The sequence below is a fragment of the Changpingibacter yushuensis genome (assembly GCF_014041995.1).
Lineage (GTDB): Bacteria > Actinomycetota > Actinomycetes > Actinomycetales > Actinomycetaceae > Changpingibacter > Changpingibacter yushuensis.
The window spans coordinates 2,616,127-2,639,833 of sequence record NZ_CP059492.1 but is presented as its reverse complement, the minus strand read 5'-3'; the positions used below and the strand labels follow the sequence as shown (position 1 = coordinate 2,639,833).

At 56.5% G+C, this 23,707-nt stretch carries 18 protein-coding genes and 3 rRNA genes; 17 read left to right on the top strand and 4 right to left on the bottom strand.

The window, feature by feature from the left end:
* Positions 1-12: 12 nt before the first annotated feature.
* Positions 13-1,092 carry an inositol-3-phosphate synthase gene (locus H2O17_RS11355; protein WP_182049767.1) on the bottom strand — a complete coding sequence of 360 codons (1,080 nt, stop codon included), beginning with the start codon at positions 1,090-1,092 and terminating at the stop codon, positions 13-15.
* Positions 1,093-1,147: 55 nt separating this feature from the next.
* Positions 1,148-1,723 carry a PadR family transcriptional regulator gene (locus H2O17_RS11350; RefSeq protein ID WP_182049766.1) on the bottom strand — a complete coding sequence of 192 codons (576 nt, stop codon included), beginning with the start codon at positions 1,721-1,723 and terminating at the stop codon, positions 1,148-1,150.
* Positions 1,724-2,016: 293 nt separating this feature from the next.
* Here H2O17_RS11350 and H2O17_RS11345 point away from each other — a divergent pair, with 293 nt between their 5' ends.
* The 12 genes from H2O17_RS11345 (at position 2,017) to rrf (ending at position 15,283) form a co-directional block, all read left to right on the top strand.
* Entirely contained in the window at positions 2,017-3,471 is a 1,455-nt protein-coding gene (locus H2O17_RS11345; RefSeq protein ID WP_182049765.1) for an AI-2E family transporter, read from the top strand.
* A gap of 3 nt (positions 3,472-3,474) precedes the next feature.
* Positions 3,475-5,799, top strand: a complete 2,325-nt coding sequence (locus H2O17_RS11340; protein ID WP_182049764.1) for a transglycosylase domain-containing protein — start codon at positions 3,475-3,477, stop codon at positions 5,797-5,799.
* 236 nt (positions 5,800-6,035) lie between these two features.
* Positions 6,036-6,323 carry a 30S ribosomal protein S6 gene (gene rpsF / locus H2O17_RS11335; protein ID WP_182049763.1) on the top strand — a complete coding sequence of 96 codons (288 nt, stop codon included), beginning with the start codon at positions 6,036-6,038 and terminating at the stop codon, positions 6,321-6,323.
* Between the two features lie 24 nt (positions 6,324-6,347).
* On the top strand, positions 6,348-6,953 hold the full coding sequence (locus tag H2O17_RS11330; RefSeq protein ID WP_182049762.1) for a single-stranded DNA-binding protein: 606 nt from the start codon (positions 6,348-6,350) through the stop codon (positions 6,951-6,953).
* A 78-nt stretch (positions 6,954-7,031) separates the two neighbouring features.
* On the top strand, positions 7,032-7,268 hold the full coding sequence (rpsR, locus tag H2O17_RS11325) for a 30S ribosomal protein S18 (protein ID WP_182049761.1): 237 nt from the start codon (positions 7,032-7,034) through the stop codon (positions 7,266-7,268).
* A 14-nt stretch (positions 7,269-7,282) separates the two neighbouring features.
* Positions 7,283-7,744, top strand: a complete 462-nt coding sequence (rplI, locus tag H2O17_RS11320) for a 50S ribosomal protein L9 (RefSeq protein ID WP_182049760.1) — start codon at positions 7,283-7,285, stop codon at positions 7,742-7,744.
* A 364-nt stretch (positions 7,745-8,108) separates the two neighbouring features.
* A complete protein-coding gene (locus H2O17_RS11855) occupies positions 8,109-8,414 on the top strand; it encodes an MFS transporter (protein ID WP_425486304.1) in 306 nt (101 codons plus the stop codon).
* Positions 8,335-8,595 carry a hypothetical protein gene (locus H2O17_RS11310; RefSeq protein WP_182051065.1) on the top strand — a complete coding sequence of 87 codons (261 nt, stop codon included), beginning with the start codon at positions 8,335-8,337 and terminating at the stop codon, positions 8,593-8,595. Before H2O17_RS11855 ends, H2O17_RS11310 begins: the two co-directional genes overlap by 80 nt.
* A 76-nt stretch (positions 8,596-8,671) precedes the next feature.
* Positions 8,672-9,631 (top strand): glucuronate isomerase, encoded by a 960-nt coding sequence (locus H2O17_RS11305; protein WP_182049758.1) that lies wholly within the window; start codon positions 8,672-8,674, stop codon positions 9,629-9,631.
* A gap of 558 nt (positions 9,632-10,189) precedes the next feature.
* A 16S ribosomal RNA gene (locus tag H2O17_RS11300) occupies positions 10,190-11,724 on the top strand.
* A 237-nt stretch (positions 11,725-11,961) separates the two neighbouring features.
* Positions 11,962-15,048: ribosomal RNA gene (locus tag H2O17_RS11295) — 23S ribosomal RNA — on the top strand.
* A gap of 118 nt (positions 15,049-15,166) precedes the next feature.
* Positions 15,167-15,283, top strand: a 5S ribosomal RNA gene (gene rrf, locus H2O17_RS11290).
* Together the 16S, 23S and 5S rRNA genes form the textbook arrangement of a ribosomal RNA operon.
* 384 nt (positions 15,284-15,667) lie before the next feature.
* Here the strand turns inward: rrf and H2O17_RS11285 are convergent.
* Positions 15,668-16,096 (bottom strand): Fur family transcriptional regulator, encoded by a 429-nt coding sequence (locus H2O17_RS11285; protein ID WP_182049757.1) that lies wholly within the window; start codon positions 16,094-16,096, stop codon positions 15,668-15,670.
* 233 nt (positions 16,097-16,329) lie between these two features.
* On the opposite strand from H2O17_RS11285, the gene H2O17_RS11280 reads away from it, so the two are divergent.
* From H2O17_RS11280 to nrdE, 4 genes are all read left to right on the top strand, one after another.
* Positions 16,330-17,862, top strand: a complete 1,533-nt coding sequence (locus H2O17_RS11280) for an L-serine ammonia-lyase (RefSeq protein WP_182049756.1) — start codon at positions 16,330-16,332, stop codon at positions 17,860-17,862.
* Positions 17,863-18,572: 710 nt separating this feature from the next.
* The gene (gene nrdH, locus H2O17_RS11275; RefSeq protein ID WP_182049755.1) at positions 18,573-18,830 is read left to right on the top strand and encodes a glutaredoxin-like protein NrdH; all 258 of its coding nucleotides are present in this window, start codon (positions 18,573-18,575) and stop codon (positions 18,828-18,830) included.
* A gap of 134 nt (positions 18,831-18,964) precedes the next feature.
* Positions 18,965-19,369: a class Ib ribonucleoside-diphosphate reductase assembly flavoprotein NrdI gene (nrdI, locus tag H2O17_RS11270; RefSeq protein WP_182049754.1), complete on the top strand. Its 405-nt coding sequence runs from the start codon at positions 18,965-18,967 to the stop codon at positions 19,367-19,369.
* Positions 19,351-21,504: a class 1b ribonucleoside-diphosphate reductase subunit alpha gene (nrdE, locus tag H2O17_RS11265; RefSeq protein WP_246311254.1), complete on the top strand. Its 2,154-nt coding sequence runs from the start codon at positions 19,351-19,353 to the stop codon at positions 21,502-21,504. Before nrdI ends, nrdE begins: the two co-directional genes overlap by 19 nt.
* 25 nt (positions 21,505-21,529) lie before the next feature.
* Here nrdE and H2O17_RS11260 read toward each other — a convergent pair whose 3' ends face one another.
* Positions 21,530-22,075: a hypothetical protein gene (locus tag H2O17_RS11260; protein ID WP_182049753.1), complete on the bottom strand. Its 546-nt coding sequence runs from the start codon at positions 22,073-22,075 to the stop codon at positions 21,530-21,532.
* 245 nt (positions 22,076-22,320) lie between these two features.
* On the opposite strand from H2O17_RS11260, the gene H2O17_RS11255 reads away from it, so the two are divergent.
* Positions 22,321-23,697, top strand: a complete 1,377-nt coding sequence (locus H2O17_RS11255) for a hypothetical protein (RefSeq protein WP_182049752.1) — start codon at positions 22,321-22,323, stop codon at positions 23,695-23,697.
* Positions 23,698-23,707 lie beyond the last annotated feature (10 nt).

Sequence of the window (23,707 nt, the reverse complement as noted above, 5' to 3'; positions counted from 1 at the left end):
ACTACTCATTGATTAACGCTCAACGTCACCGCGGATGAAGGCCTCAACGGAAGCCTTTGCGTCGTCGTCGGCGCGCTGTTCCATGGGTGACTTCATGAAGTAGGACGCTGCGGAAAGGAGTTCGCCACCGATGCCGCGGTCCAGGCCAATCTTGGCGGCGCGGACTGCGTCAATGATGATTCCTGCTGAGTTAGGAGAATCCCACACCTCGAGCTTGTATTCGAGCGACACAGGGGCATCGCCAAAGTTGCGGCCCTCGAGGCGGACGAATGCCCACTTGCGGTCGTCCAGCCACGCCACGTAGTCCGAGGGGCCAATATGCACGTTGTGCGGATCGAGCTTGTGGTGCAGGTTGGACTGGACGGCGTTGGTCTTGGAAATCTTCTTGGATTCCAGGCGCTCGCGTTCCAACATGTTCATGAAGTCCATGTTGCCGCCCACGTTGAGCTGGTAAGTGCGATCGAGTGTCACTCCCCGATCTTCGAAAAGCTTGGCGAGGACGCGGTGGGTGATGGTCGCACCGATCTGCGACTTGATGTCGTCGCCTACTACAGGGACGCCTGCGGCTGCGAACTTGTCGCTCCATTCCTTGGTGGAACCGATGAACACAGGCATTGCGTTGACGAAGGCAACCTTGGCGTCGATCGCGCACTGTGCGTAGAACTTAGCGGCGTGCTCAGAGCCAACCGGAAGGTAGCTCACCAGAACGTCAACCTGCTTGTCTTTGAGGACCTGAACAACATCTACCGGTTCGGCAGGAGATTCTTCAACCTGCTGCTGGTAGTACTTGCCCAGACCATCGTAGGTGTGGCCGCGCTGCACAATAACGCCCGTTTCGGGAACGTCGCAAATCTTGATGGTGTTGTTCTCTGAAGCGAGAATGGCATCCGCGAGGTCGTAGCCAACCTTTTTGGCGTCGACGTCGAAGGCCGTCACGAATTCGATGTCACTCACGTGGTAGTCGCCAAACTTGACATGCATCAGGCCGGGCACGGTGCCGCTGGGATCTGCATCCTTGTAGTAGCGGGTGCCCTGAATAAGGGATGACGCGCAGTTTCCGACTCCGACGATCCCGACACGAATCTTGCTCATCTGTTCTCCTAGGTGTTGGTCCAAACCAACGTCATTGAGGGTTTAGGTAAGGCGCTCACTCGGTAACACGCCGATCGGCGGGCCGAACACGCCTCTCCTTGTCAATCATCTGCTCGAGCCATCTGACTTCTGCTTGCACCTGTGCCAATCCATGGCGCGCAAGTTCGGCCGCATACGAATCTGCGTGACGGCCTGCGATATCCGACCACAGCTTGAGCGCCTCCCGGCGCTCAAGCATCCGGGTGTAACGGCCCTCGAGGATCCGCAAACGAGTTGCGATGTCAGTTGAGCCGAACATCTGGAAGCGGACATCGAATGCGCCATCCTCCCAATCCACTGAACCTACCGAGGACAGTTCGTTGTCTAGGTAGTCGCGTCCTTCTTCTGTGATCGTGTACGTGATCTTCTTCCGAAGGGCGCCAGGGGCGGGCGGAGTCTCATGAGACTCGATGTGACCGGATTCCTCCAAGCGGCGCAAGGCCGGGTAGAGGGACCCATAACTAAGCGTGCGGAATGTGCCGAGCGAAAGGTTAAGGTACTTCCGCACGGCATAACCGTGTTGGGGACCCTCGGAAAGGAATCCGAGAATCGCCAGATTGAGAACTTGCGTTCTGGGTGTTGTAGGAGCCAAGACAGTCCTTAGTAATTGACCTTACCGACTGATGATATATCGAACCGATATATCTGTCACTCAGTTTTCACGATGTGTATGTACCAATTTTGGCCGCAATGTGTCTGGCGTAATTGTTCAGAGTGGGTGGTGTGCCATACGCTTTTCGCAGTTGTGTTCAGCAAGAACGGCCACTGAACCGCGTCGCGAGGCCACAGCGCGCCCAGTCACATGGCCGGGTTGAATCCCCGATTATGGAAATCTGAGTCGTGGCGGCAACGCCACGATCGTGCATTAACGAGCGGAGGAATCTCATGGCATCCACTAATGATGCTGAACGCGTGGAAGAGACGATGGGCGCAGATAAAGAGGCCAAGGCCGCTGAAGGTGCACAACGCATTCCTGAGATGACGCCATACGTAGCTCAACCTTCCTCAGCGGGCGGTGCAGCGGCGCAGGAATCCGGCCAAGAGCGTACGGGCAACGCGCCGTCCTCCGAAGATACCAGCGAGGTTGAGCAGGCGGATACGCCGCGTTATACAGCAAGCTCGGGGCGCAGATCTGTGGACAACAGCGCTTACGGGTCGATGCCAGCCGGCATAAAGTTCTTGTTTCTCGGAGCGATCACAACGATTACGTTTGTGGGCCTCTACCAGGTCAGAGGCATCTTTGGTCCGATCTTCTTCGCTCTGACCTTGGTGCTTACCGTTCGCCCGATTCACCGCTGGCTCGTCAAGAAGCGCGTGCCAATGTGGCTCTCCGCAGTTGCAACCCTCACAACGATCGCGTGTGCTCTGTTGCTCATCGTGGCGCTCATGACCTGGTCGCTCGTAGGACTTCCGGATGTTGTCAAGTCCTATGCCCCGGTCTTCCAAGATGCGGTGGATTCCGTTCTTCAGTTTGCTCAGAACCAAGGCTTTGCCACTGACCAAATCACAGAACAGGTTCTCGGTGCCCTGAATGTCAGCCAGGCGCTTACCACCGTCATGACGGCCGCAGGCACGATCTCAAGTGTCGGAAGTTTTGTGGCGGTCATCGCACTTGCTCTGATGTTCATAACTGTCGACTCACTCACCATGAACACAAGGGCGCGCGTGGTGAAGGAACACGATTCGATGCTCTACGCCTCGCTCGCGTCTTTTGAAGGTCGGGTGCGTCAGTACTGGCTTGTTTCCACCATCTTTGGCCTCATTGTTGCGATTGTGAACGGAATCGTTCTCTACTTCCTTGACGTCCCGATGCCGGTGGCGTGGGCACTGTTTTCTTTCATCACGAACTATGTTCCGAACATCGGTTTCATCATCGGCGTCATACCTCCGGCACTCATGGGTGCACTAGACTCCGGTTGGCTCACAGGTGTCTGGGTTATCGTGGCTTACTCAATCATCAATGCGGTGATTCAAGGGATCTTCCAACCCAAGATCACGGGAGAAGCCGTTGGCCTCTCAAGCATTGTCACATTCATATCGTTGTTGTTCTGGACGGTCGCAATTGGGCCTATTGGCGCGATTCTGGCTGTTCCACTGACACTCTTTGCTAAGGCATTGCTGGTGGATTCAAGTGCAAAGACTCGTTGGATGGGTGCGTTCCTTGTTCCCGAAAGCGAGGCTGAAAGGCGATCTGAGGATGGCTTCTTCAGCGAGGAGGCACCCACTCCCTACACCTTCGTGGACTTCACCGCGGAGGAGTCGGAGGAGGGAAAGCGCCTGCGCACCAAGCTCCAGACACTGTCGCTGCGCAAGAGAGTCGCACGGACGGAGCAGAACTAAGTCATGCCCAAGAAACCAGATCGCGGTTCGAACGGTCAGGACTTCGATGCGGTGATCGCGTCGTCGTCGAAGAAGCCGGAACCAAAGAAGGCACACAAGGGATCGGGTGCGAAAGCACGTACCAAGGAGTCGGTTGCCCTGAAGGAATCTGGTAAGCGCAAGCGCTGGAATTACCCACGCAAAGGATTGGGTCCCATCCATAGGTGGCTTCCCAGCTGGCGCTTCATGATCGCCTCCATCTTCGCGGTAGTGGCGGTAGGGCTTGGCGTGTTTGCCACGCTGTACGCAACTCTGAAGGTGCCTGAAGCGTCTGAGATTGCGGTCGCACAGCGGACCACGGTCTATTACTCCGACGGTGAGACCGTCATGGGTACCTTTGCGGATTACGATCGCGAGGCCGTCGCACTGGACACTCTTCCGGACTTTGTGCCGCACGCACTGGTTGCTTCGGAGGATCAGTCCTTCTACACAAACAATGGCATCGATGTGCGCGGTATTGCGCGCGCCCTCGTCAATAATGTGACTGGCGGCGCCCAACAGGGCGGATCCACCCTGACTCAGCAATACGTGGAACGCTTCTACCTGGGGACCACAACTGGATACGCTGGCAAGGTCAAAGAGGCAATCCTCGCGCTGAAGGTTGACAGGCAGCAGTCGAAAGACGAGATCCTTGAGAACTACCTGAACACCATCTACTTTGGTCGCGGCGCATACGGAATTGAGATCGCCTCGCAGAAGTACTTTGGAGTTTCGGCCAGCGACCTCACACTTTCCCAAACAGCACTCCTGATTGGCGTGATTCCGGCACCAAGTGCGTGGGATCCAGCGGTGGACCCGGATCAGGCTCAGGTTCGATGGACCCGCGTTCTGCGCAACATGGTCTCGGAAGGCTACATCACTCAGGACGAGGCCGATGCCCAGACCTTCCCTGACACCCTCGATACCACCGTAGCCAGCAGCTACGCCGGTACCACGGGATACCTCTTGTCCACTGTGGAAAGTGAACTCGTTGATTCGGGTGACTTCACCGCGGATGATCTGAGCACCGGCGGTTACAAGATCATCACCACGATTGACAAGGACAAGCAGCAGGCGGCGGTAGATGCCGTCAACAATCTGCCGGACGATCGCCCGGACAACAATTACGTGGGTCTGGTCTCGGTAGATCCGAAGACCGGTGCGATCTACGCGATGTACGGAGGTGCGGACTATCTTGAGCGCCAGCGAAATGCCGTCACGCAAGACCGTGCGCAAGGCGGATCGACATTCAAGCCGTTCGCGCTTGTCTCCGCTCTTGAGCAAGGCTATTCGCTAGATACCACCTATGCGTCCTATTCGCCGATGAAGATCGACGACATCGAGGTGCAGAACTTTGATGGTTCAAACCGTGGCAACATCAACCTGTTGACTGCCACCAAGTTCTCCGTCAATACGGTTTTTGTGCAGCTCAACCAAGATGTTGGCCCAGCAAACACGCAGGAAGTTGCGATTCGGGCCGGGTTACCTGAGAACACGCCGGGCCTCGATGCGACGACGACGAACGTACTCGGGTCCGCATCTCCCCATCCGATTGACATGGCCAAGGTTTATGCCACTTATGCGAATCAGGGCGTGCAGCACGATACCTACATTGTGAACTCCGTGCAGAGTACGGACGGAACAGCCGTATACACGGGCGCCAATGAAGGAGAACGTGTGTTCTCCGAAGACGTCATGGCTCAACTGACCTATGCGCTTGAGGGAGTCACCGAATCGGGTGCTACTGGTGAAACGGCAGGAGAGCTGGGACGGCCCGTCGCAGGAAAAACTGGTACCTCCTCTGGTCCATGGTCCGCATGGTTCTGTGGGTATATTCCGCAGATGGTCACCATCGTGGATATGTATCAGATCGGCGAGAACGGAGAGGAGGAGGTCCTCTCCGGATTTGGCGATCACCCATATGCGATTGGCGGCGGATCCTTCCCTGCAGATGTTTGGCTTGATTACATGAAGAGTGCGACGGCCGGAATGGACGTAGAAGACTTCCCGGACCTGCCTGCGGGTACTGCCACATCCGAACCCACTTCAGCTCCAAGTCCGACCGCCACTGAGGAAGTCACCCAGACTCCTTCAGCCAGCCCCTCGCAGACAACTGCCCCAACAATTGAGACTACTGAGCCCACCGAACCGGTTGAACCGACCACTCCGGCAACGGTTGAACCGACCACTGACGAGCCCACTTCCGCCCCCTCTTCCAGCCCCGCGACTGAACCAACGGATGCAACCAATGGGCAGAACTCACAGCGCAGCTCTTCTACTACGACTCACAAGTCCGACGACAATACGTAAACTCCGTACTGTCCGGTTGTGGAAGAACTAGGCAATGCGGGGCGACGTCGTCGAGAATGATCCGGAGAGATCCGTGACATCTTTGGGGATTCGGGTGGCCCGAACCTCGTGGAAGTCTGTACAGTAGACCAATGGTGCGCCAGATCCATCGCCCGATGGGAATGGCGCTTCCAACGCATTGACCCTCCTGTCATGGAAAGACCATGACCGTATAGTCCAGAGGAGGTGGGAAAAGCATGCGTGATTACGAGATGATGATTATTCTCGATCCAACTGTAGACGAGCGCAATATTTCCACGTTCGTCGACAAACTGCTTCAGGTTGTCCCCAACGAGGGCGGCTCACTGGAGAAGGTCGACATTTGGGGCAAGCGTCGCCTTGCTTACGACATCAAGAAGAATTCGGAAGGCATCTACCTGGTTGTCAATATGAAGGCAACCTCGCAGACCGCACAGGAGCTGGATCGTCAGCTCGGCCTGAACGAGGCCGTTCTGCGTACCAAGCTGCTTCGCGCCGAAGCCTGAGTTTAGAACTCAAGAGGAGAAATCATGGCAGGCGAACCGGTTGTAACCATCGTCGGTAATTTGACCGGCGATCCGGAGCTCCGCTACGTCAGCTCCGGCACCCCTGTCGCGAGCTTCACCGTTGCGTCAACTCCGCGGACCCTTAATCGTCAGACGAACCAGTGGGAAGATGGCGAAGCCATGTTCGTGCGCTGTTCCGTGTGGCGTGAATACGCAGAGAACGTTGCCGAATCCCTCACAAAGGGGATGCGCGTGGTGGTCACTGGTCGTATGACCGTGCGCCAGTACGAGTACAACGGTGAACGCCGTACATCGATTGAACTCCAAGTGGATGAGGTGGGCCCAGCGCTGCGTTACGCACGCGCACAGGTCACCCGCGTCTCCGGTGGTCAGGGTGGCTCTGGTCAGGGTGGCTCTGGTCAGGGTGGCTCTGGTCAGGGTGGCTCTGGTCAGGGTGGCTCTTCCTACGGCGGTTCCAGCCGCGGCGGTAACGCCGGCGCCGGAGCACCTGCAGGTGGGCAATCACAGGGCCACGCCTCCTATGATGCGCCTTCTGGCGGATCGGCTTACGATCCGTGGCAGCAGTCGCCGGCGGGTGGCTCGTCTTTCGATGATCTTCCTCCGTTCTAAACACCATTTGTCACACGACTTTCTGAACGGCTTACGCCGTTGGGCGGCCTAATGGCCGCCGCAATATAAGGAGCAAAAATGCCGAAGCCAGTGCTTCGCAAGCCCAAGAAGAGGGTTAACCCGCTGAAGTCAGCGAAGATCGCGAACATCGATTACAAGGACACCGCAACTCTGCGCAAGTTCATCTCCGACCGGGGCAAGATCCGCGCTCGTCGGGTTACCGGTGTCACCGTCCAGGAGCAGCGCAAGATCGCCAAGGCGATTAAGAACGCCCGTGAGATGGCTCTGCTTCCCTACTCGAGCTCTGCTCGCTGAGAAAGAGGACGTTCATGAAGCTCATTCTTACGCACGACGTCCAGGGACTCGGCCAGGCCGGCGAAATCGTTGAGGTCAAGGACGGCTACGGCCGCAACTACCTCGTGCCTCGTGGCTACGCTACCGCGTGGACCAAGGGTGGCCAGAAGCAGGTCGATCAGATCGCAGAATCGCGCCGCAAGCGCGCCATCGCGTCCCTTGAAGAGGCTCACGCTCTGCGTGACTCACTCCAAGGCAAGACTCTGACGATCACCAAGACCGCTGGCGACAACGGCCGCCTCTTCGGTGCTGTATCCAACGCCGAGATCGCACAAGTTGCAACCGAAGGTACTGGCAAGGTCGTTGACCGTCGCCAGATCACGGTTCCAACACCAATCAAGTCGACCGGTAGCTACAAGGCAACCGTGAAGCTGCACGATGATGTCTTCGCGACTCTCAACCTTGATGTTGTGGCTCTGAAGACCAAGAAGAAGTGAACTGATCTAACCGATCGCACTCATCCGGGAACTCGGCATCCTGGGTGAGGGTGTGCATTGTCTTGCAAGGCAATGCCGCACTTCGCACATGTGACTTTATGTCGCCGAGTTAAAGACGGGGATGAAAGCAATGCTTTCATCCCCGTCTTTTTATGCGGAGTTAACCCCTGGGGGATAGTGGCCGATCGTGGAAGATCCTTAGGTTACAAAGACCGTGCCGGGCTGGAAAAGACTCTCAGATACCGCCCGCCTAAGGTCCCAATACTGTGGCCAGCCTAACTGGCACGCCTTCCAACATGCGCCAACAAATGGCAACAAAGTGACTCAGTAAAACGCGTAGCGCAGGCTAAACCTAGTTCGTCAGATGGAGGCCGCATTGATGCGATCCCCACAAAGACAATCAGCTACAGCTTCATTTCGCCGGATGGTCATCATGGTGTTCCTGTGCTTCTCCATTCCGGAGTCCATGCGGGGCAACCAAAGCGCGGTGATGTGGGCCTCGGTCACCTACTTCCTGATGGGTAGCATCGCCTACACGTTCGTCAACATTCCACATGGCTCACTTGCCGCCGCATTGACACAGAACGCAAATGAACGATCGAAGCTCACGAATGCTTGCCGGCACAGATGCCCACGATGTGGCGCTCAAGCACTCGGGCGGACACACTGAGCCATGCAGCATCCAGGCCGGTGGCCGGGAAACCTTCCTGACATCGCACACACTGACCAGCGAGGGCGTTGCATCCGGTCATGCAACCGTCCGCATCGGTGTGCCAGCACTCAAGCTCTCACAGGAACTGAGCTACCCCACATCTGCCCGTCTCTGGAAGCCAGATCTTCCACGCGCATAGCTCGTCTAGCTTTCGGGTGCTCTCAGGCTCATGGCAATACCTTTGTGTTCTTCAGACCTACGGAGACCATGGCGGTATGGCGAAATCCGTTATTCTTCATCCGGATCGGCTTTTTCCGTCGGACACTGGCGTCCGCAATATTGCGCGTGCCCTCCACTCGACGGTGGAAAACCTTCCAATTATCTCCCCTCATGGGCACGTGGATGCACACATGATCGCAGACGATACTCCTTTCCCGGACCCGACTGCTCTTCTACTGAGCCCTGACCATTACGTCACGCGGCTGTTGCATTCTCACGGGATCCCTTTGGACCAACTTCGAGTTGGTGGGAGCACAGGGGCTACTGCGCGGGAGGCGTGGACGACGCTGTGCACCAATTGGAATCTATTGGATGGTGCGGCTTCAGGATATTGGCCCAGCCTCGCACTCGCCACTGTCTTCGGTATAGATGAGGTTCCCACTGCATCGAATGCCAGCGAGCTTTACGATGCAGTTTCCGGGTTCTGGCTTAACAGATTCTCCGAATGTGCAGAGCGCCTTATCCAACAAACTGGTGATGGGCTTGCTGGATATAACGGCTACATCCAAGGAATGGCAAACCGTCGCCAATACTTTGTGGAACATGGAGCTGTTTCATCGGACCATGGCGTACATACCCCGCGTACTGCAAAACTCGATCAGGACGAGGCGGCACGACTGTTCGACAAAGGTATGGCCGGCACTGCCACGCGTGAAGAAGCGCTCATCTTTGAAGCGAACATGACCTATCAACCGGCCGCGATGGCTGTGGAAGATGGCTTGGTCATGACCATGCATCCGGGCATTCACCGCAACACGCACGCGCAAACTTTGGCTCAGTTTGGTCCCGATGCGGGTCATGACATCCCGTTTGCAGTGGACTACGCCACCGGTCTGCAGCCATTACTCAATGACTTCGGTACAGCAAAGGGATTCCATTTCATTCCGTTTACAACAGATGAAACGGTGTTCTCTCGGGGTAGATATGTCTCCGCGTCGTGCGTTCAAAATGGGTGAACGTCCCGGCGGGTAGATGAAAAACTCAACCTATTGGACGATTGCAAACAAGTGGGCATACGTCGAATCGGTTGAGGGAAACAGGCCGCGTGCTGAAAAGTACGCGGCCTGTCTTCGTCATTAATAACGTGAGTGTGTTCGGTGTCATGGCCACACGATTTGTTCTGGTGTGGTGTGGGTGTGTATTGTTTTTTCTTGTCGCCGCGGGGTGTTGGGCTGTTTGGTCTGGTGTTGTGTGGTGGTGCTGTTTGGGTGTGTTTGCTGGTTGTGGTCTGGTTGGTTTGACTGGGTTGTGGTTGGTGAGTATGCTTGGGTGGTTGCCTCTTTCGGGTTGCTGTGCTGTTGTGGTGTGGTGGTTCGGGGTGTGGGTGTGGTGTTTGAGTACTTGATAGTGTGTGGATGTTTTGAGTGACTGTTTGGGCTCTTTGTGGGTCTGGATGGTGTGTTTTTTGGGATGGCCTGTTGTGGGTTGTTCTGTTTGGGCTGTTTCGGGTTCTCGTTGTGGGGGTTCGGGGTGGTCTTATTTTTTTGTGAGTCTGTTGTCAGATTTCTCTGTTTTTTGTGGAGAGTTTGATCCTGGCTCAGGACGAACGCTGGCGGCGTGCTTAACACATGCAAGTCGAACGATGAAGCTCTTTCGGGGGTGGATTAGTGGCGAACGGGTGAGTAATACGTGAGTAACCTGCCCCCTTCTTTGGGATAAGCCTTGGAAACGGGGTCTAATACTGGATATTCCTGGTCTGGCGCATGTCGGGTTGGGGAAAGTTTTTTCGGTGGGGGATGGGCTCGCGGCCTATCAGCTTGTTGGTGGGGTGATGGCCTACCAAGGCGTCGACGGGTAGCCGGCCTGAGAGGGTGACCGGTCACACTGGGACTGAGATACGGCCCAGACTCCTACGGGAGGCAGCAGTGGGGGATATTGCACAATGGGCGCAAGCCTGATGCAGCGACGCCGCGTGAGGGATGACGGCTTTCGGGTTGTAAACCTCTTTCGACACGGAACAAGGCTCTGCTTTTGTGGGGTTGAGGGTACGTGTATAAGAAGCGCCGGCTAACTACGTGCCAGCAGCCGCGGTAATACGTAGGGCGCGAGCGTTGTCCGGAATTATTGGGCGTAAAGAGCTCGTAGGCGGCTTGTCGCGTCTGCTGTGAAAATGCGGGGCTTAACTCCGCACGTGCAGTGGGTACGGGCAGGCTAGAGTGCGGTAGGGGTGACTGGAATTCCTGGTGTAGCGGTGGAATGCGCAGATATCAGGAGGAACACCGATGGCGAAGGCAGGTCACTGGGCCGTTACTGACGCTGAGGAGCGAAAGCATGGGGAGCGAACAGGATTAGATACCCTGGTAGTCCATGCCGTAAACGTTGGGCACTAGGTGTGGGGTCTGTTTCCATGGATTCTGCGCCGTAGCTAACGCATTAAGTGCCCCGCCTGGGGAGTACGGCCGCAAGGCTAAAACTCAAAGGAATTGACGGGGGCCCGCACAAGCGGCGGAGCATGCGGATTAATTCGATGCAACGCGAAGAACCTTACCAAGGCTTGACATACACCGGGATCATGCAGAGATGTGTGAGTCTTCGGACTGGTGTACAGGTGGTGCATGGTTGTCGTCAGCTCGTGTCGTGAGATGTTGGGTTAAGTCCCGCAACGAGCGCAACCCTTGTCTCGTGTTGCCAGCGCGTTATGGCGGGGACTCACGAGAGACTGCCGGGGTTAACTCGGAGGAAGGTGGGGATGACGTCAAATCATCATGCCCCTTATGTCTTGGGCTTCACGCATGCTACAATGGCAGGTACAGAGGGTTGCGATACCGTGAGGTGGAGCGAATCCCTTAAAGCTTGTCTCAGTTCGGATTGGGGTCTGCAACTCGGCCCCATGAAGTCGGAGTCGCTAGTAATCGCGGATCAGCAACGCCGCGGTGAATACGTTCTCGGGCCTTGTACACACCGCCCGTCACGTCACGAAAGTTGGCAACACCCGAAGCTCGTGGCTTAACCAGTTTTCTGGGGGGAGCGGTCGAAGGTGGGGTTGGCGATTGGGACGAAGTCGTAACAAGGTAGCCGTACCGGAAGGTGCGGCTGGATCACCTCCTTTCTAGGGAGACACTTTTTTGCTTGGGCCTGTTGTGGTCTGGGTGGGTGTTTGTTTTTATGGAATGCTTGGGGCATCTGCGCACTGTCAGGTTCTTGGGTTCTGTGCCCGTGCTGCTCTTGTGGCTGCCTTTTGGGGTGGTTGTGGGGTGTTGGTGTGGTGGTTGATTTTCGTATAGTGGACGCGAGCATCTTGGCTCATGCATCTTTTGTGGGTGTGTGGGTTGTGTTGTTTTTTGTTTTGTAGGTGTTTTAGGGCGTTCGGTGGATGCCTTGGTATGGAAGGCCGAAGAAGGACGTGGCAGCCTGCGATATGCCTCGGGGAGTTGGCAAGCGAACTGTGATCCGAGGGTGTCCGAATGGGGGAACCTGGCTGGGGTTATGCCTGGTCGCATGCGTTTGAATGTATAGGGCGTGTGTGGTGAGTGGGGGAAGTGAAACATCTCAGTACCCTGTAGAGAAGATATTCTGTGAGTAGTGGCGAGCGAAAGCGGAGGAGCCTAAACCGTGTGCGTGTGATAGCCGTCGGGTGTTGCGTGTGCGGGGTTGTGGGGCTGTTTGTCGATCCTCCGACTGGGGGTCGGGTCAGTGATAAACCGATGGGATAGCTGAAGGGTCTGGGAAGGCCTGTCGTAGAGGGTGAGAGCCCCGTAGGTGAAATCTTGTTGGCTGGCTATGACAGTGCCCGAGTAGCACGGGACTCGTGGAATTTCGTGTGAATCTGCCAAGACCACTTGGTAAGGCTAAATACCTTTCATGACCGATAGTGAATAGTACCGTGAGGGAATGGTGAAAAGTACCCCGAGAGGGGAGTGAAATAGTTCCTGAAACCGGGCGCCTACAATCCGTCAGAGCCTCCTTTGCTGGGGTGATGGCGTGCCTTTTGAAGAATGAGCCTGCGAGTTAGTGGCATGTGGCGAGGTTAACCCGTGTGGGGTAGTCGTAGCGAAAGCGAGTCTGAAGAGGGCGTGAGTCGCGTGTTCTAGACCCGAAGCGGGGTGATCTACCCATGGCCAGGGTGAAGCACGTGTAAGAGCGTGTGGAGGCCCGAACCCACCAGGGTTGAAAACCTGGGGGATGAGCTGTGGGTAGGGGTGAAAGGCCAATCAAACTCCGTGATAGCTGGTTCTCCCCGAAATGCATTTAGGTGCAGCGTCATGTGGTTCCTTACGGAGGTAGAGCTACTGGTTGGTTGATGGGCCTTACCGGGTTACTGATGTCAGCCAAACTCCGAATGCCGTAAGGGTAGAGCATGGCAGTGAGACTGCGGGGGATAAGCTTCGTAGTCGAGAGGGAAACAGCCCAGATCGCCGGTTAAGGTCCCTAAGTGTGTGCTAAGTGGGAAAGGATGTGGGATTGCTGTGACAACCAGGAGGTTGGCTTAGAAGCAGCCATCCTTGAAAGAGTGCGTAATAGCTCACTGGTCAAGTGGTCCTGCGCCGACAATGTAGCGGGCTTAAGCACACCACCGAAGCCGCGGCTGCTCACCGTGTGGTGGGCGGGGTAGGGGAGCGTCGTGTGTGAGGTGAAGCGGCTTGGTGATGAGTCGTGGATTGCATGCGAGTGAGAATGCAGGCATGAGTAGCGAATGACGGGTGAGAAACCCGTCCGCCGATTGACTAAGGGTTCCAGGGCTAGGTTAATCCGCCCTGGGTTAGTCGGGTCCTAAGGCGAGGCCGACAGGCGTAGTCGATGGATAACCAGTTCATATTCTGGTACCGGTGAAGAACCGTCAATGTGTTTCATGATGATACTAACCATCCTTGATCTTGTGTCTGCCTTTCGGGGTGGGTGTGGGTGATGGCGTGGGACCTGAGTTGTGGGAGGCAAGCGTAGTAACAGGTGTGACGCAGAGTGGTAGCCCCGCGTGTCTTATGGCTTGGCACGTTTAAAGGCGCAGGCTGTTTCTTAGGTAAATCCGGGGAACGTGTAGCCGAGGCCTGATGGTGACCCCCGTTTGTGGGGGGAAGTAGGGTGATCCTGTGCTGCCAAGAAAAGCATCGACGTGAGGTTTGAACCGCCCGTACCCGAAACCGACACAGGTAGTCAGGTAGAGAATACTGAGGCGATCGAGAGAATCGTGGTTAAGGAACTCGGCAAAATGCCCCCGTAACTTTGGGAGAAGGGGGGCCTGATCCTTGAAACACTTTGCGTGTTAGGGGTGAGGGTCGCAGAGTCTAGGGAGAAGCGACTGTTTATCAAAAACACAGGTCCGTGCGAAGCCGTAAGGCGATGTATACGGACTGACGCCTGCCCGGTGCTGGAAGGTTAAGCGGACTGGTCAGTCCTCACTGTGTGGGGGTGAAGCTAGGAAGTTAAGCCCCAGTAAACGGCGGTGGTAACTATAACCATCCTAAGGTAGCGAAATTCCTTGTCGGGTAAGTTCCGACCTGCACGAATGGCGTAACGACTTCTCTACTGTCTCGACCACGAACTCGGCGAAATTGCATTACGAGTAAAGATGCTCGTTACGCGCAGCAGGACGGAAAGACCCCGGGACCTTTACTATAGCTTGGTATTGGTGTTCGGTACGGCTTGTGTAGGATAGGTGGGAGACTGTGAAGCTGTCACGCTAGTGATGGTGGAGTCATTGTTGAAATACCACTCTGGCCGTGCTGCACATCTAACCTCGGCCCGTGATCCGGGTCAGGAACAGTGCCTGGTGGGTAGTTTAACTGGGGCGGTTGCCTCCTAAAGAGTAACGGAGGCGCTCAAAGGTTCCCTCAGCCTGGTCGGCAACCAGGTTGTGAGTGTAAGTGCACAAGGGAGCTTGACTGTGAGACAGACATGTCGAACAGGTACGAAAGTAGGAACTAGTGATCCGGCGGTGGCTTGTGGAAGCGCCGTCGCTCAACGGATAAAAGGTACCCCGGGGATAACAGGCTGATCCTGCCCAAGAGTTCATATCGACGGCATGGTTTGGCACCTCGATGTCGGCTCGTCGCATCCTGGGGCTGGAGTAGGTCCCAAGGGTTGGGCTGTTCGCCCATTAAAGCGGTACGCGAGCTGGGTTCAGAACGTCGTGAGACAGTTCGGTCCCTATCCGCTGCGCGCGTAGGAGAATTGAGAAGGGCTGTCCCTAGTACGAGAGGACCGGGACGGACGAACCTCTAGTGTGCCAGTTGTCACGCCAGTGGCATGGCTGGTTGGCTACGTTCGGAAAGGATAACCGCTGAAAGCATCTAAGCGGGAAGCCTGCTTCAAGATGAATTCTCCCTCCAACATGTGTTGGGTGAGGCCCCCCACAGACCATGGGGTTGATAGGCCAGATGTGGAAGCCTGGTAACGGGTGAAGCTGACTGGTACTAATGGCCGACCACCTACAACACACACACTCTCACCATGAGCATCATGGTGTGGGTTATAAACCTCTTGTTTGCGTCCACTATGCGATAATCGATCCCCACACCGGCGGATAAGCACACACACAAAAACCCGTATAACGTGACGGTGGTCATAGCGGCAGGGAAACGCCCGGTCCCATTCCGAACCCGGAAGCTAAGCCTGCCAGCGCCGATGGTACTGCACTCGCCAGGGTGTGGGAGAGTAGGACACCGCCGCCACACACACTTGGTATCGAGCCCCCAGCCCTGGGCACAACCGGACACCCGGCCCCCAAGACCAGGGGCTCGAACCACACCCCGGGCCGTGTGAACACACCACAGCCCAGGGTCACTCGGTTCAACCACGGCCCAGAGTCACTCGGTTCACAGGACCAACACTGCTCCACCAGTTTGCAAACAACCCCGACAAGCGTTGCAGACACCTAGGGGTGGCGCGGCAGGCCGGGGAACACCGCCGTCAGTGTTTGCTGACCGAGCAACACCGACCCGGATGGTCACCAAGCCTGCAGACACGGCTTACCAGTGTGACCACACTGTTGGCAGGCCTTGTTCACCGAGCACACCCGTCTAGGCTAGGCGCCTCGACGATGCTCGGCGTCCTGGCTAGGCTGCTTGCTGACAGGCCGGGCACGTACCCCAATAAATCACTTCAGCTTCATCAATCACATAGCCATGCGACGTCGCAGCAGTCAAACACGGCCGATACCCCACAGCACACGCAACATCCACAACCTCACCACACGACCTGCACACAAGATGGTGGTGGTTGTCGTGCATGTTGATTTCGTACATTGTGGGTAGCCCAACCGGACGAATTTCGCGGAGCAGGCCCTTACCTGTGAGTGCGTGTACGATGTCGTAAACCGCTTGGGTTGAGACGGAGCCTATCTGCGTAGCGACGCGGTCGCGCAAGTCGTCTACAGTGATGTGTCCACTCTTTTCCACCTCAGTGAGTGCGGCCAACCGAGGTTGCGTTGCCCTGAGGTCGCAGCTACGTAGCTGGCATGCAAAATCTGAAGTGTGCGTGTTCATCGGTTTCCTTGAGCAGTTCAAGTCGCGGAGGGGCCGAGAGTCACCCCGCCAACCCCACTTTTGGGCATCATTGCCATTTTCGCCGAACACTGGGGCTGAAAGATAAGACTTTGGTCCGAGAAAAGTGCGTTGCGACGCTCAAAGTGAGAATATGTTCGCCAAATCAACAGTTTGTAGAACTGAAGCATTCAAGCTCACATTTCTTTAGCAGATGCATTCCATAAGATTCTTGTATGCGTGACCATCTCCATCGCCCTATCCCTGCGTCTTTCCAGACCGGAGCGGATGACGATTCTTCGTCACAGAGCGGCTTGCCCTATTCGATTTTCGACATGTTCTCAGTGGGCATTGGTCCTTCCTCTTCTCACACGGTGGGCCCGATGCGGGCGGCGCGTCAGTTCACAGTGGACTTGGAGCAGTTTCTAGCTGCGCATGCAGATACTCACACACTTGGCGGTCTCACCGTTGATCTCATGGGCTCGCTGGGCGCAACGGGAAGAGGGCACTCCACCGATCGCGCGGTTGTGCTGGGGTTGTTGGGCTACCGTGCGGATTCTGTGCCGGGCGTCGTCGTCGAAAACGGAATGGAACAGATCGCGAAGGTGGGCGCGCTGCAGGTTTCTGGGGTCGGGAGCATTCCATTTGCTCCGGAACGCGATATTCGGTTTTCTCCTCGGACTGTGTTGCCGTTCCACGTCAATGCACTTTCGTTTGCGGCTTTGGGAAGCGACGGCGCGGAGATCTTCGTTCGGACGTACTATTCGGTCGGCGGTGGATTTGTCATGGTTGAGACGGGCGATGCTGTGAATGATCCGCGTCCAGAGGCCGTGGGTGAGGCCGGGCCCGGTGGTGAACTCACCCGCGCGCATGTCCCACACCCATACTCCACTGCAGATGAGCTGTTGCAGCAGTGTCAGGCGTCGGGCCTATCGATTTCTCAGCTGGTTCTGGAGAACGAGCTCGCGTGGCATTCCCGCAGCGAGGTCGAGGCGTATATCGCGAAGGTCTGGGAAGTTATGCGTGAGTGCATCGACGCCGGATGTTCGGCTGAGGGTGTGCTTCCCGGCGTGCTGCGGGTGCGTCGCCGCGCGCACACCTTGTACAAGGAGCTGCGTGAGCGAGAGAGTGGCCCTGACGCTATGTCGGGCATGGATTGGGTCAACCTCTACGCCTTGGCAGTCAACGAGGAAAACGCGGCTGGGCATCGAGTAGTCACAGCGCCGACCAACGGAGCGGCGGGAGTAGTGCCGGCGGTTCTTATGTACTTCTGTCAGTTCGTGGTGGGCAGTGCGATCGATGATTCGTTTGCGTCTATGGATTTTGACGACGACGGCGTGCAGCGCTTCCTTCTTGCTGCCACAGCTATTGGTGGTCTGATCAAGGCCAACGCTTCGATCGCTGGTGCCGAGGTGGGCTGCCAAGGCGAGGTGGGTTCGGCGAGCGCAATGGCTGCGGCGGGGCTGGCAGAGGCTATGGGCGGAACAGCGCAGCAAGTGGAGAACGCCGCTGAGATCGCCATGGAGCATTCCTTAGGGCTGACATGTGATCCGGTCGCGGGGTTGGTTCAGATTCCGTGTATTGAGCGCAACGCCATCGCTGGAGTAAAGGCCATAAACGCGGCGAGGATGTCTCTGTGGGGTGACGGTAGGCATGTGGTCGCATTGGATACCGTGGTGGCCACGATGCGCCAGACAGGGCTTGATATGTCCTCTAAGTACAAAGAGACCTCAGAGGGCGGCCTAGCCGTTCACGTCATCGAGTGTTGATTGCGCGATGTGTGGTTTGAGTGCGGCCTCTGACTCATCGCACATGGCCAGCCCAGGTGTTCCCCTGACGTGGCGCCGCTCGACACGCCACACCTCCGACACGCCGAACGAGGCGCGACCGGTTTGCCCTTACGTTTGGCTCTTTCATCCACAGTTGTGGACAACTATGGGGAGAAAGTCCACAAGTGTGGATGGAGTTGTCCACCGCTGTGGACAACTCCATGTCCTTGCGATTGATCAGGCTGTGTACTCCAGGTGAACGTGACCCAAAAATCTGTCGGACCAAACTGAGAAAATGAAGATAGCCGGTCTCTATCCGGCCATGGGCTGGATGCTTCCACTCGTCCGGGCCAGGCACTCAACTGTGGACCATTTGGGGGATACCGGAGCGTAAGTGGGGCCGCCATGCACAGCTCTATTCACCGAATGTGCCAGTGAATCCACATGGAACGCACCCGGTGTTCTGGTGCACAAAAGACACGCCAAAACACTAGAACTAGTGGTTGGTCCATTCGATCGCCACAAGGTGTAGTGTTTCTGTCTGTACCTGAAAGCACGGAATGGTTTCGACCAGTGGTTCGTTTCTCTACTATGGAGGCCGGTTTTGCCCGCTAGGTGGCGGCCGCGTCATTCACTACGAAACGAACGGTAGAAATGGAAGGAATCCACATCTACCGCCCACGGAAGAAGCATCGGAAGGGAGATCTCATATGAGCATCACTGTTTACACCAAACCCTCCTGCGTCCAGTGCAACGCGACCAAGCGGGCGCTCGCAAAGTCGGGATTGGCATATAACGAAGTCGATCTCACTGAAGATGCTGAAGCGCTCGAAGCAGTCAAGGCACTCGGCTACCAGCAGGCACCCGTTGTCTTTGCGGACGGCGATCACTGGGCAGGTTTCCGCCCAGACAAGATCAAGGCGCTTGCTCAGGTTGCTGCCAACTCGAACGCAGCCGCCACAGCGTGACATCCATGAGGGACTGATGGTGTGGCCCGGCGGTGCCGGGCCACACCACAATCGAGCAGCGCGCTTCGCAGTACTGAGCTACTCAGGCTTCGTCGCTGGTCAGGCTTCGTCGTCGTGAGAAAGGGGAGGGGAGAATGCCCAAGATTGTCTACTTCTCTTCAACCACGAACAACACGAAGAGGTTCGTGGAAAAGCTGGGCTTCTCAGCAGTTCGTATTCCTATCCGCGCGACGGAAGAACCGCTGGTGGTCGATGATGAGTACGTCTTGATTGTTCCCACGTACGGTGGGGGAAACGCAAAGGGAGCTGTCCCTAAGCAGGTCATCAAGTTTCTCAATAATGAACACAATCGTTCTCTGATCCGGGGAGTCATCTCGGGCGGGAACACTAACTTTGGTGCGGGATACTGCGTGGCGGGGGACATCATCTCCGCAAAATGCCAGGTACCACACATGTACAGATTTGAATTGCTCGGTACGCCGCTAGATGCGCAGCGCGTCCGCGAAGGGTTGGAGAAGTTTTGGCAGCAACCACGTTGACCGACACAGGCGAAGAACAGTTCACGGACCCTAATCGTGACTACCATTCGCTCAACGCACAACTGAACCTATATGGCACAGACGGCAAGATTCAGTTCGACGCCGACCATCAGGCTGCCCGACAGTACTTCCTTCAGCACGTCAACAACAACACGGTCTACTTCCATGATCTCGAAGAGAAGATCGACTACCTCATCACTGAGGGGTACTACGAGAAGGAAGTGCTTGACCAGTACTCCTTCGAGTTCGTGAAGAAGCTGTTCAAGGCGGCTTATGCGCACAAGTTCCGCTTCCCAACATTCTTAGGGGCGTTCAAGTACTACACGTCTTACACCCTCAAGACGTTTGACGGGCGCCGCTACTTGGAGCGATATGAGGACCGTGTCTCGATGGTCGCGCTTGCACTTGGCGCTGGCGATGAACAACAGGCGTTGGACCTCGAAGAGGAAATCATGTCCGGGCGCTTCCAACCAGCCACGCCCACGTTCCTGAATGCGGGCAAGAAGGCCCGTGGCGAGCTGGTCTCCTGCTTCTTGCTTCGCATCGAAGACAACATGGAGTCGATTGCTCGTGGCATCAACTCCGCACTACAGCTTTCCAAGCGCGGCGGCGGCGTGGCACTCAACCTCACAAACTTGCGTGAGCAGGGCGCCCCGATCAAGAAGATCCAGAATCAAAGCTCGGGCGTCAATCCTGTTATGAAGCTGCTGGAGGATTCCTTCTCATATGCCAACCAGTTGGGTGCCCGTCAGGGCGCGGGTGCCGTTTATCTGCACGCCCACCACCCTGACATCATGCGATTCCTGGACACCAAGCGTGAGAACGCCGATGAAAAGATTCGCATCAAGACACTCTCACTTGGCGTGGTGATCCCGGATATCACCTTTGAGCTCGCAAAGCGCAACGAGGACATGTACTTGTTCTCTCCGTATGACATCGAACGGGTGTATGGCGTTCCCTTCAGTGAGATCAGCGTTACTGAGAAGTACTACGAGATGGTGGACGACAAGCGGATCCGCAAATCGAAGATCAACGCACGGCAGTTCTTCCAGACACTGGCTGAGATCCAGTTCGAATCTGGCTATCCCTACATCGTTTTTGAAGACACCGTTAATCGCGCCAACCCCATCAAGGGCAAAGTGACGATGTCCAACCTGTGTTCAGAGATCCTTCAGGTCTCTGAAGCTTCTGTGCTGAGTGATGACCTCAACTACGAACACATCGGCAAGGACATCTCCTGCAACCTTGGATCGATGAACATCGCGAAGTCGATGGATTCCCCAGACTTTGGCAAGACCGTGGAGACCGCCGTGCGCGCTCTCACCGCAGTGTCAGACCAAACGACGATCGATTCTGTTCCTTCCGTTCGCCGCGGCAACGACATGTCGCACGCGATCGGCTTGGGCCAGATGAATCTGCACGGCTTCTTGGGCCGCGAACGCATCTTCTACGGTTCACCAGAGGCACTCGACTTCACCAACATCTACTTCTACACAGTGGTCTTCCATGCCATTCGCGCATCGATGGAGATCGCCAAGGAACGTGGGGTGCATTTCGAAGGCTTCGAAGATTCGAAGTATGCGAGCGGTGAGTTCTTCGACAAGTATGTAGACCAGGTGTGGGAGCCGGCCACCAAGCGTGTGTGGGAGCTCTTCGAGGGCATTCACATTCCTACCCAGCAGGATTGGGTGGAACTGAAGGCCGACGTACAGAAGTACGGGATGTATAACCAGAACCTTCAAGCAGTTCCTCCCACCGGTTCGATTTCCTACATCAACAACTCCACATCCTCGATTCATCCGATCGTCTCCAAGATCGAAATCCGTAAGGAAGGGAAGATCGGGCGGGTGTACTACCCGGCTCCCTACATGACCAATGAGAACTTGGAGTACTATCAGGACGCCTACGAAATCGGGCCCGAGAAGATCATTGACACGTATGCGGCAGCAACCCAGCACGTGGACCAGGGCTTGTCCTTGACGCTCTTCTATCCAGACACCGTGACTACGCGTGACGTCAATCGAAACTACGTTTACGCATGGAAGAAGGGCATTAAGACCCTCTACTACATGCGTATCCGTCAGCAGGCACTCGAAGGGACCGAAGTCGAAGGTTGCGTTTCCTGCATGCTCTGATGGTGGCGTCGGGTGAGGATTTTCCTCACCCGACGTACGCAACCGCAAGGCTGGTCACAGCCCACACCCCTGCCGCAACCACAATGCCGAGTAACGGATAGAGCCGGCGCCGGCTGCTTCCTGTGCTTGCCCTCCGGCGCTCCATCATGACAGCAGTAACGAATACTCCCACGATGAGGAGCATTCCGATCAGACTGATTATCCACCGTGCGGGAGCTCCAGCATCGGCTATTGCGAAGTGAATGAGTACTGTGCATAACGCAACGCACGTCAGTCCGAGAAGGGCATTGAGAACCCCGGTGCTTTCAGTCATGGGATCGGAGGAGGCGCTCGTACTTCGTTCGGGAGGCACAGCTTCCAGCTCGTGGCCTATCTCTACCTCATTGTCCGAACTATGATGCTGGCTGCCGTGCCGAGCGCGAAATGACCCCTGGTAAGGACTAGGCAGTAGGGGCACCAAGCGGTGGTGTGTGCCGCGGTGAGGCCGCGTGGGGGTGCTTCCCTCGAACCAATCCGTGTCTGGCTCATCAGCGGGTGTGGGTGAATCATCCCAATCGTCTAGCTCGCTCATGGACAACCTCCTTGGTGTCTATTGTGCCGTCCCCGCAGACGCTGCGGGCAGGTGTTCGGGATTGGCTGGTGGCTGAAGTCCACTTCGCGGGCTGTGCGACGTCGACCACTCCGGACGTGTTCGGGATTGGCTGGTGGCTGAAGTCCACCCTGCTATTAGCGCAGATATGAAAGAGCGCATGTAGGCTCCACAGTATTGATGGTCCACAGCCGAAAGAACTCGGTGGTGAGGAAGGGAAGCGATCGGTGCAGTTAATCGGCAAGGCTCGAGCTGGCAGGGGGCTATTCGTCGTTGCCATGGTGGTGGCAAGTTCTGTTCTTGTGGGTTGCGCAGGAGAGGCTTCTGTACAGGACACGAGCACGCAGATAGGCTCACCGAGCCCGGACCAAACTGCAGACCCTGCGCCTACCACGGGAGCTGCCGCTCAGATCGCGGACCTTCCAGAAGTGGATGGCTTCACCCCAGTCGCTGCAATTGAGACCAGGCCAGCAACCAACCCGTGGGATGGCACGCTTGTGGTGGGCGGCGACGTGGTCGTATACCGGAGCGATCTATCCGCACAGACGTACACGGTCACCGGATACACCAGCCCGAACTACACGGAGTCGTGGAGCACCACAGGGGCTGGTTGGCTGACGTGTTCGAACGCTTCCGAGATCGTCTGCGAGGCGATGAGCTATGACCAGGGCGTACGGACGGTTGAGAACGTGTTCATGCTGTCACCGCACGATGGGACCTCCACTGAGCTTCCAGCTGGTTCTCCCGGCACATTCCTTTTTGTGGGGATGTACGCGGATGTCGCCTACTTTCTGACGTGGGATGGCACCACGTACATGCACATGACCGGATTCGATGGTACGGGCGCGGCTGTCAATGATGCGAACCTTCGGATTCAAGCCCCCGAGTCCTCCGAAGTGGTTGATGTGGACGCCACCGTTGCTGGAGCCTTCGCGCGCGTCTCCGTGCCCGGATCCGAGGCTGTGCTGTTCTCTTTTGAACGGAACAGCGTCCTGTTTTCCGGTGTGCCTGACGAATGCGTTGGGTTAAGCGATGGTGTGGTTTGTGCGGATAGTTCGGCACCGTTCATTGGCTACTCCATCTCAGGGAAAGAGTGGCAAGTTCCAGTTCCTGGTGCGATCCTGCTCAGTTCTACTGGCGCACCCAACCTCACGCTTCGCAGTGCCCGCACTATGCTCGAATCTATTGCCGACGCCGTCGCGGCCGTGCCAGACGCTGATCATTACATAGTTCCTGAGTCTGATTCGCTTGAGTTAGCACAACTTGATGACGGCACTCTTGTATTGCCGGCGGGCTATTCTGTTCCGTTGAGCGATGCGACGGTCTCAGGAGTAGACCTGACGCACGACGTGGTGATCGTGAACGTTCGACGAGTTGGCGACGCCACTGGTGAATCGGGTGGAAACACCATCGACTATTCGGTCCTTGTGGCCGCAGACGGCCACGTTGCTGCCTCACTGGACGATGACGCTCTCCGCCACCTTCTTTCCTCAAGGAATGAAGCGACAATGGACCTCCAGCCTTTTACGCTGGGATGGTCGGGTAATCAACTGGTGTTTACTGATGAGGTGGACGGGATCGTAGGTCTCTACGTACAGGTGTGAGGTGAAGAGC

Excerpts from the sequence above, each read along its gene's own strand:
- H2O17_RS11305 (WP_182049758.1), top strand. The coding sequence starts at position 8,672 with ATGGCGAAATCCGTTATTCTTCATCCGGATCGGCTTTTTCCGTCGGAC.
- H2O17_RS11310 (WP_182051065.1), top strand. The coding sequence starts at position 8,335 with ATGAACGATCGAAGCTCACGAATGCTTGCCGGCACAGATGCCCACGAT.
- nrdH (WP_182049755.1), top strand. The coding sequence starts at position 18,573 with ATGAGCATCACTGTTTACACCAAACCCTCCTGCGTCCAGTGCAACGCG.
- H2O17_RS11345 (WP_182049765.1), top strand. The coding sequence starts at position 2,017 with ATGGCATCCACTAATGATGCTGAACGCGTGGAAGAGACGATGGGCGCA.
- rpsF (WP_182049763.1), top strand. The coding sequence starts at position 6,036 with ATGCGTGATTACGAGATGATGATTATTCTCGATCCAACTGTAGACGAG.
- nrdI (WP_182049754.1), top strand. The coding sequence starts at position 18,965 with ATGCCCAAGATTGTCTACTTCTCTTCAACCACGAACAACACGAAGAGG.
- rplI (WP_182049760.1), top strand. The coding sequence starts at position 7,283 with ATGAAGCTCATTCTTACGCACGACGTCCAGGGACTCGGCCAGGCCGGC.
- H2O17_RS11285 (WP_182049757.1), bottom strand. The coding sequence starts at position 16,096 with ATGAACACGCACACTTCAGATTTTGCATGCCAGCTACGTAGCTGCGAC.
- H2O17_RS11340 (WP_182049764.1), top strand. The coding sequence starts at position 3,475 with ATGCCCAAGAAACCAGATCGCGGTTCGAACGGTCAGGACTTCGATGCG.
- H2O17_RS11280 (WP_182049756.1), top strand. The coding sequence starts at position 16,330 with ATGCGTGACCATCTCCATCGCCCTATCCCTGCGTCTTTCCAGACCGGA.
- H2O17_RS11260 (WP_182049753.1), bottom strand. The coding sequence starts at position 22,075 with ATGAGCGAGCTAGACGATTGGGATGATTCACCCACACCCGCTGATGAG.
- H2O17_RS11355 (WP_182049767.1), bottom strand. The coding sequence starts at position 1,092 with ATGAGCAAGATTCGTGTCGGGATCGTCGGAGTCGGAAACTGCGCGTCA.
- H2O17_RS11855 (WP_425486304.1), top strand. The coding sequence starts at position 8,109 with ATGGAGGCCGCATTGATGCGATCCCCACAAAGACAATCAGCTACAGCT.
- H2O17_RS11330 (WP_182049762.1), top strand. The coding sequence starts at position 6,348 with ATGGCAGGCGAACCGGTTGTAACCATCGTCGGTAATTTGACCGGCGAT.
- rpsR (WP_182049761.1), top strand. The coding sequence starts at position 7,032 with ATGCCGAAGCCAGTGCTTCGCAAGCCCAAGAAGAGGGTTAACCCGCTG.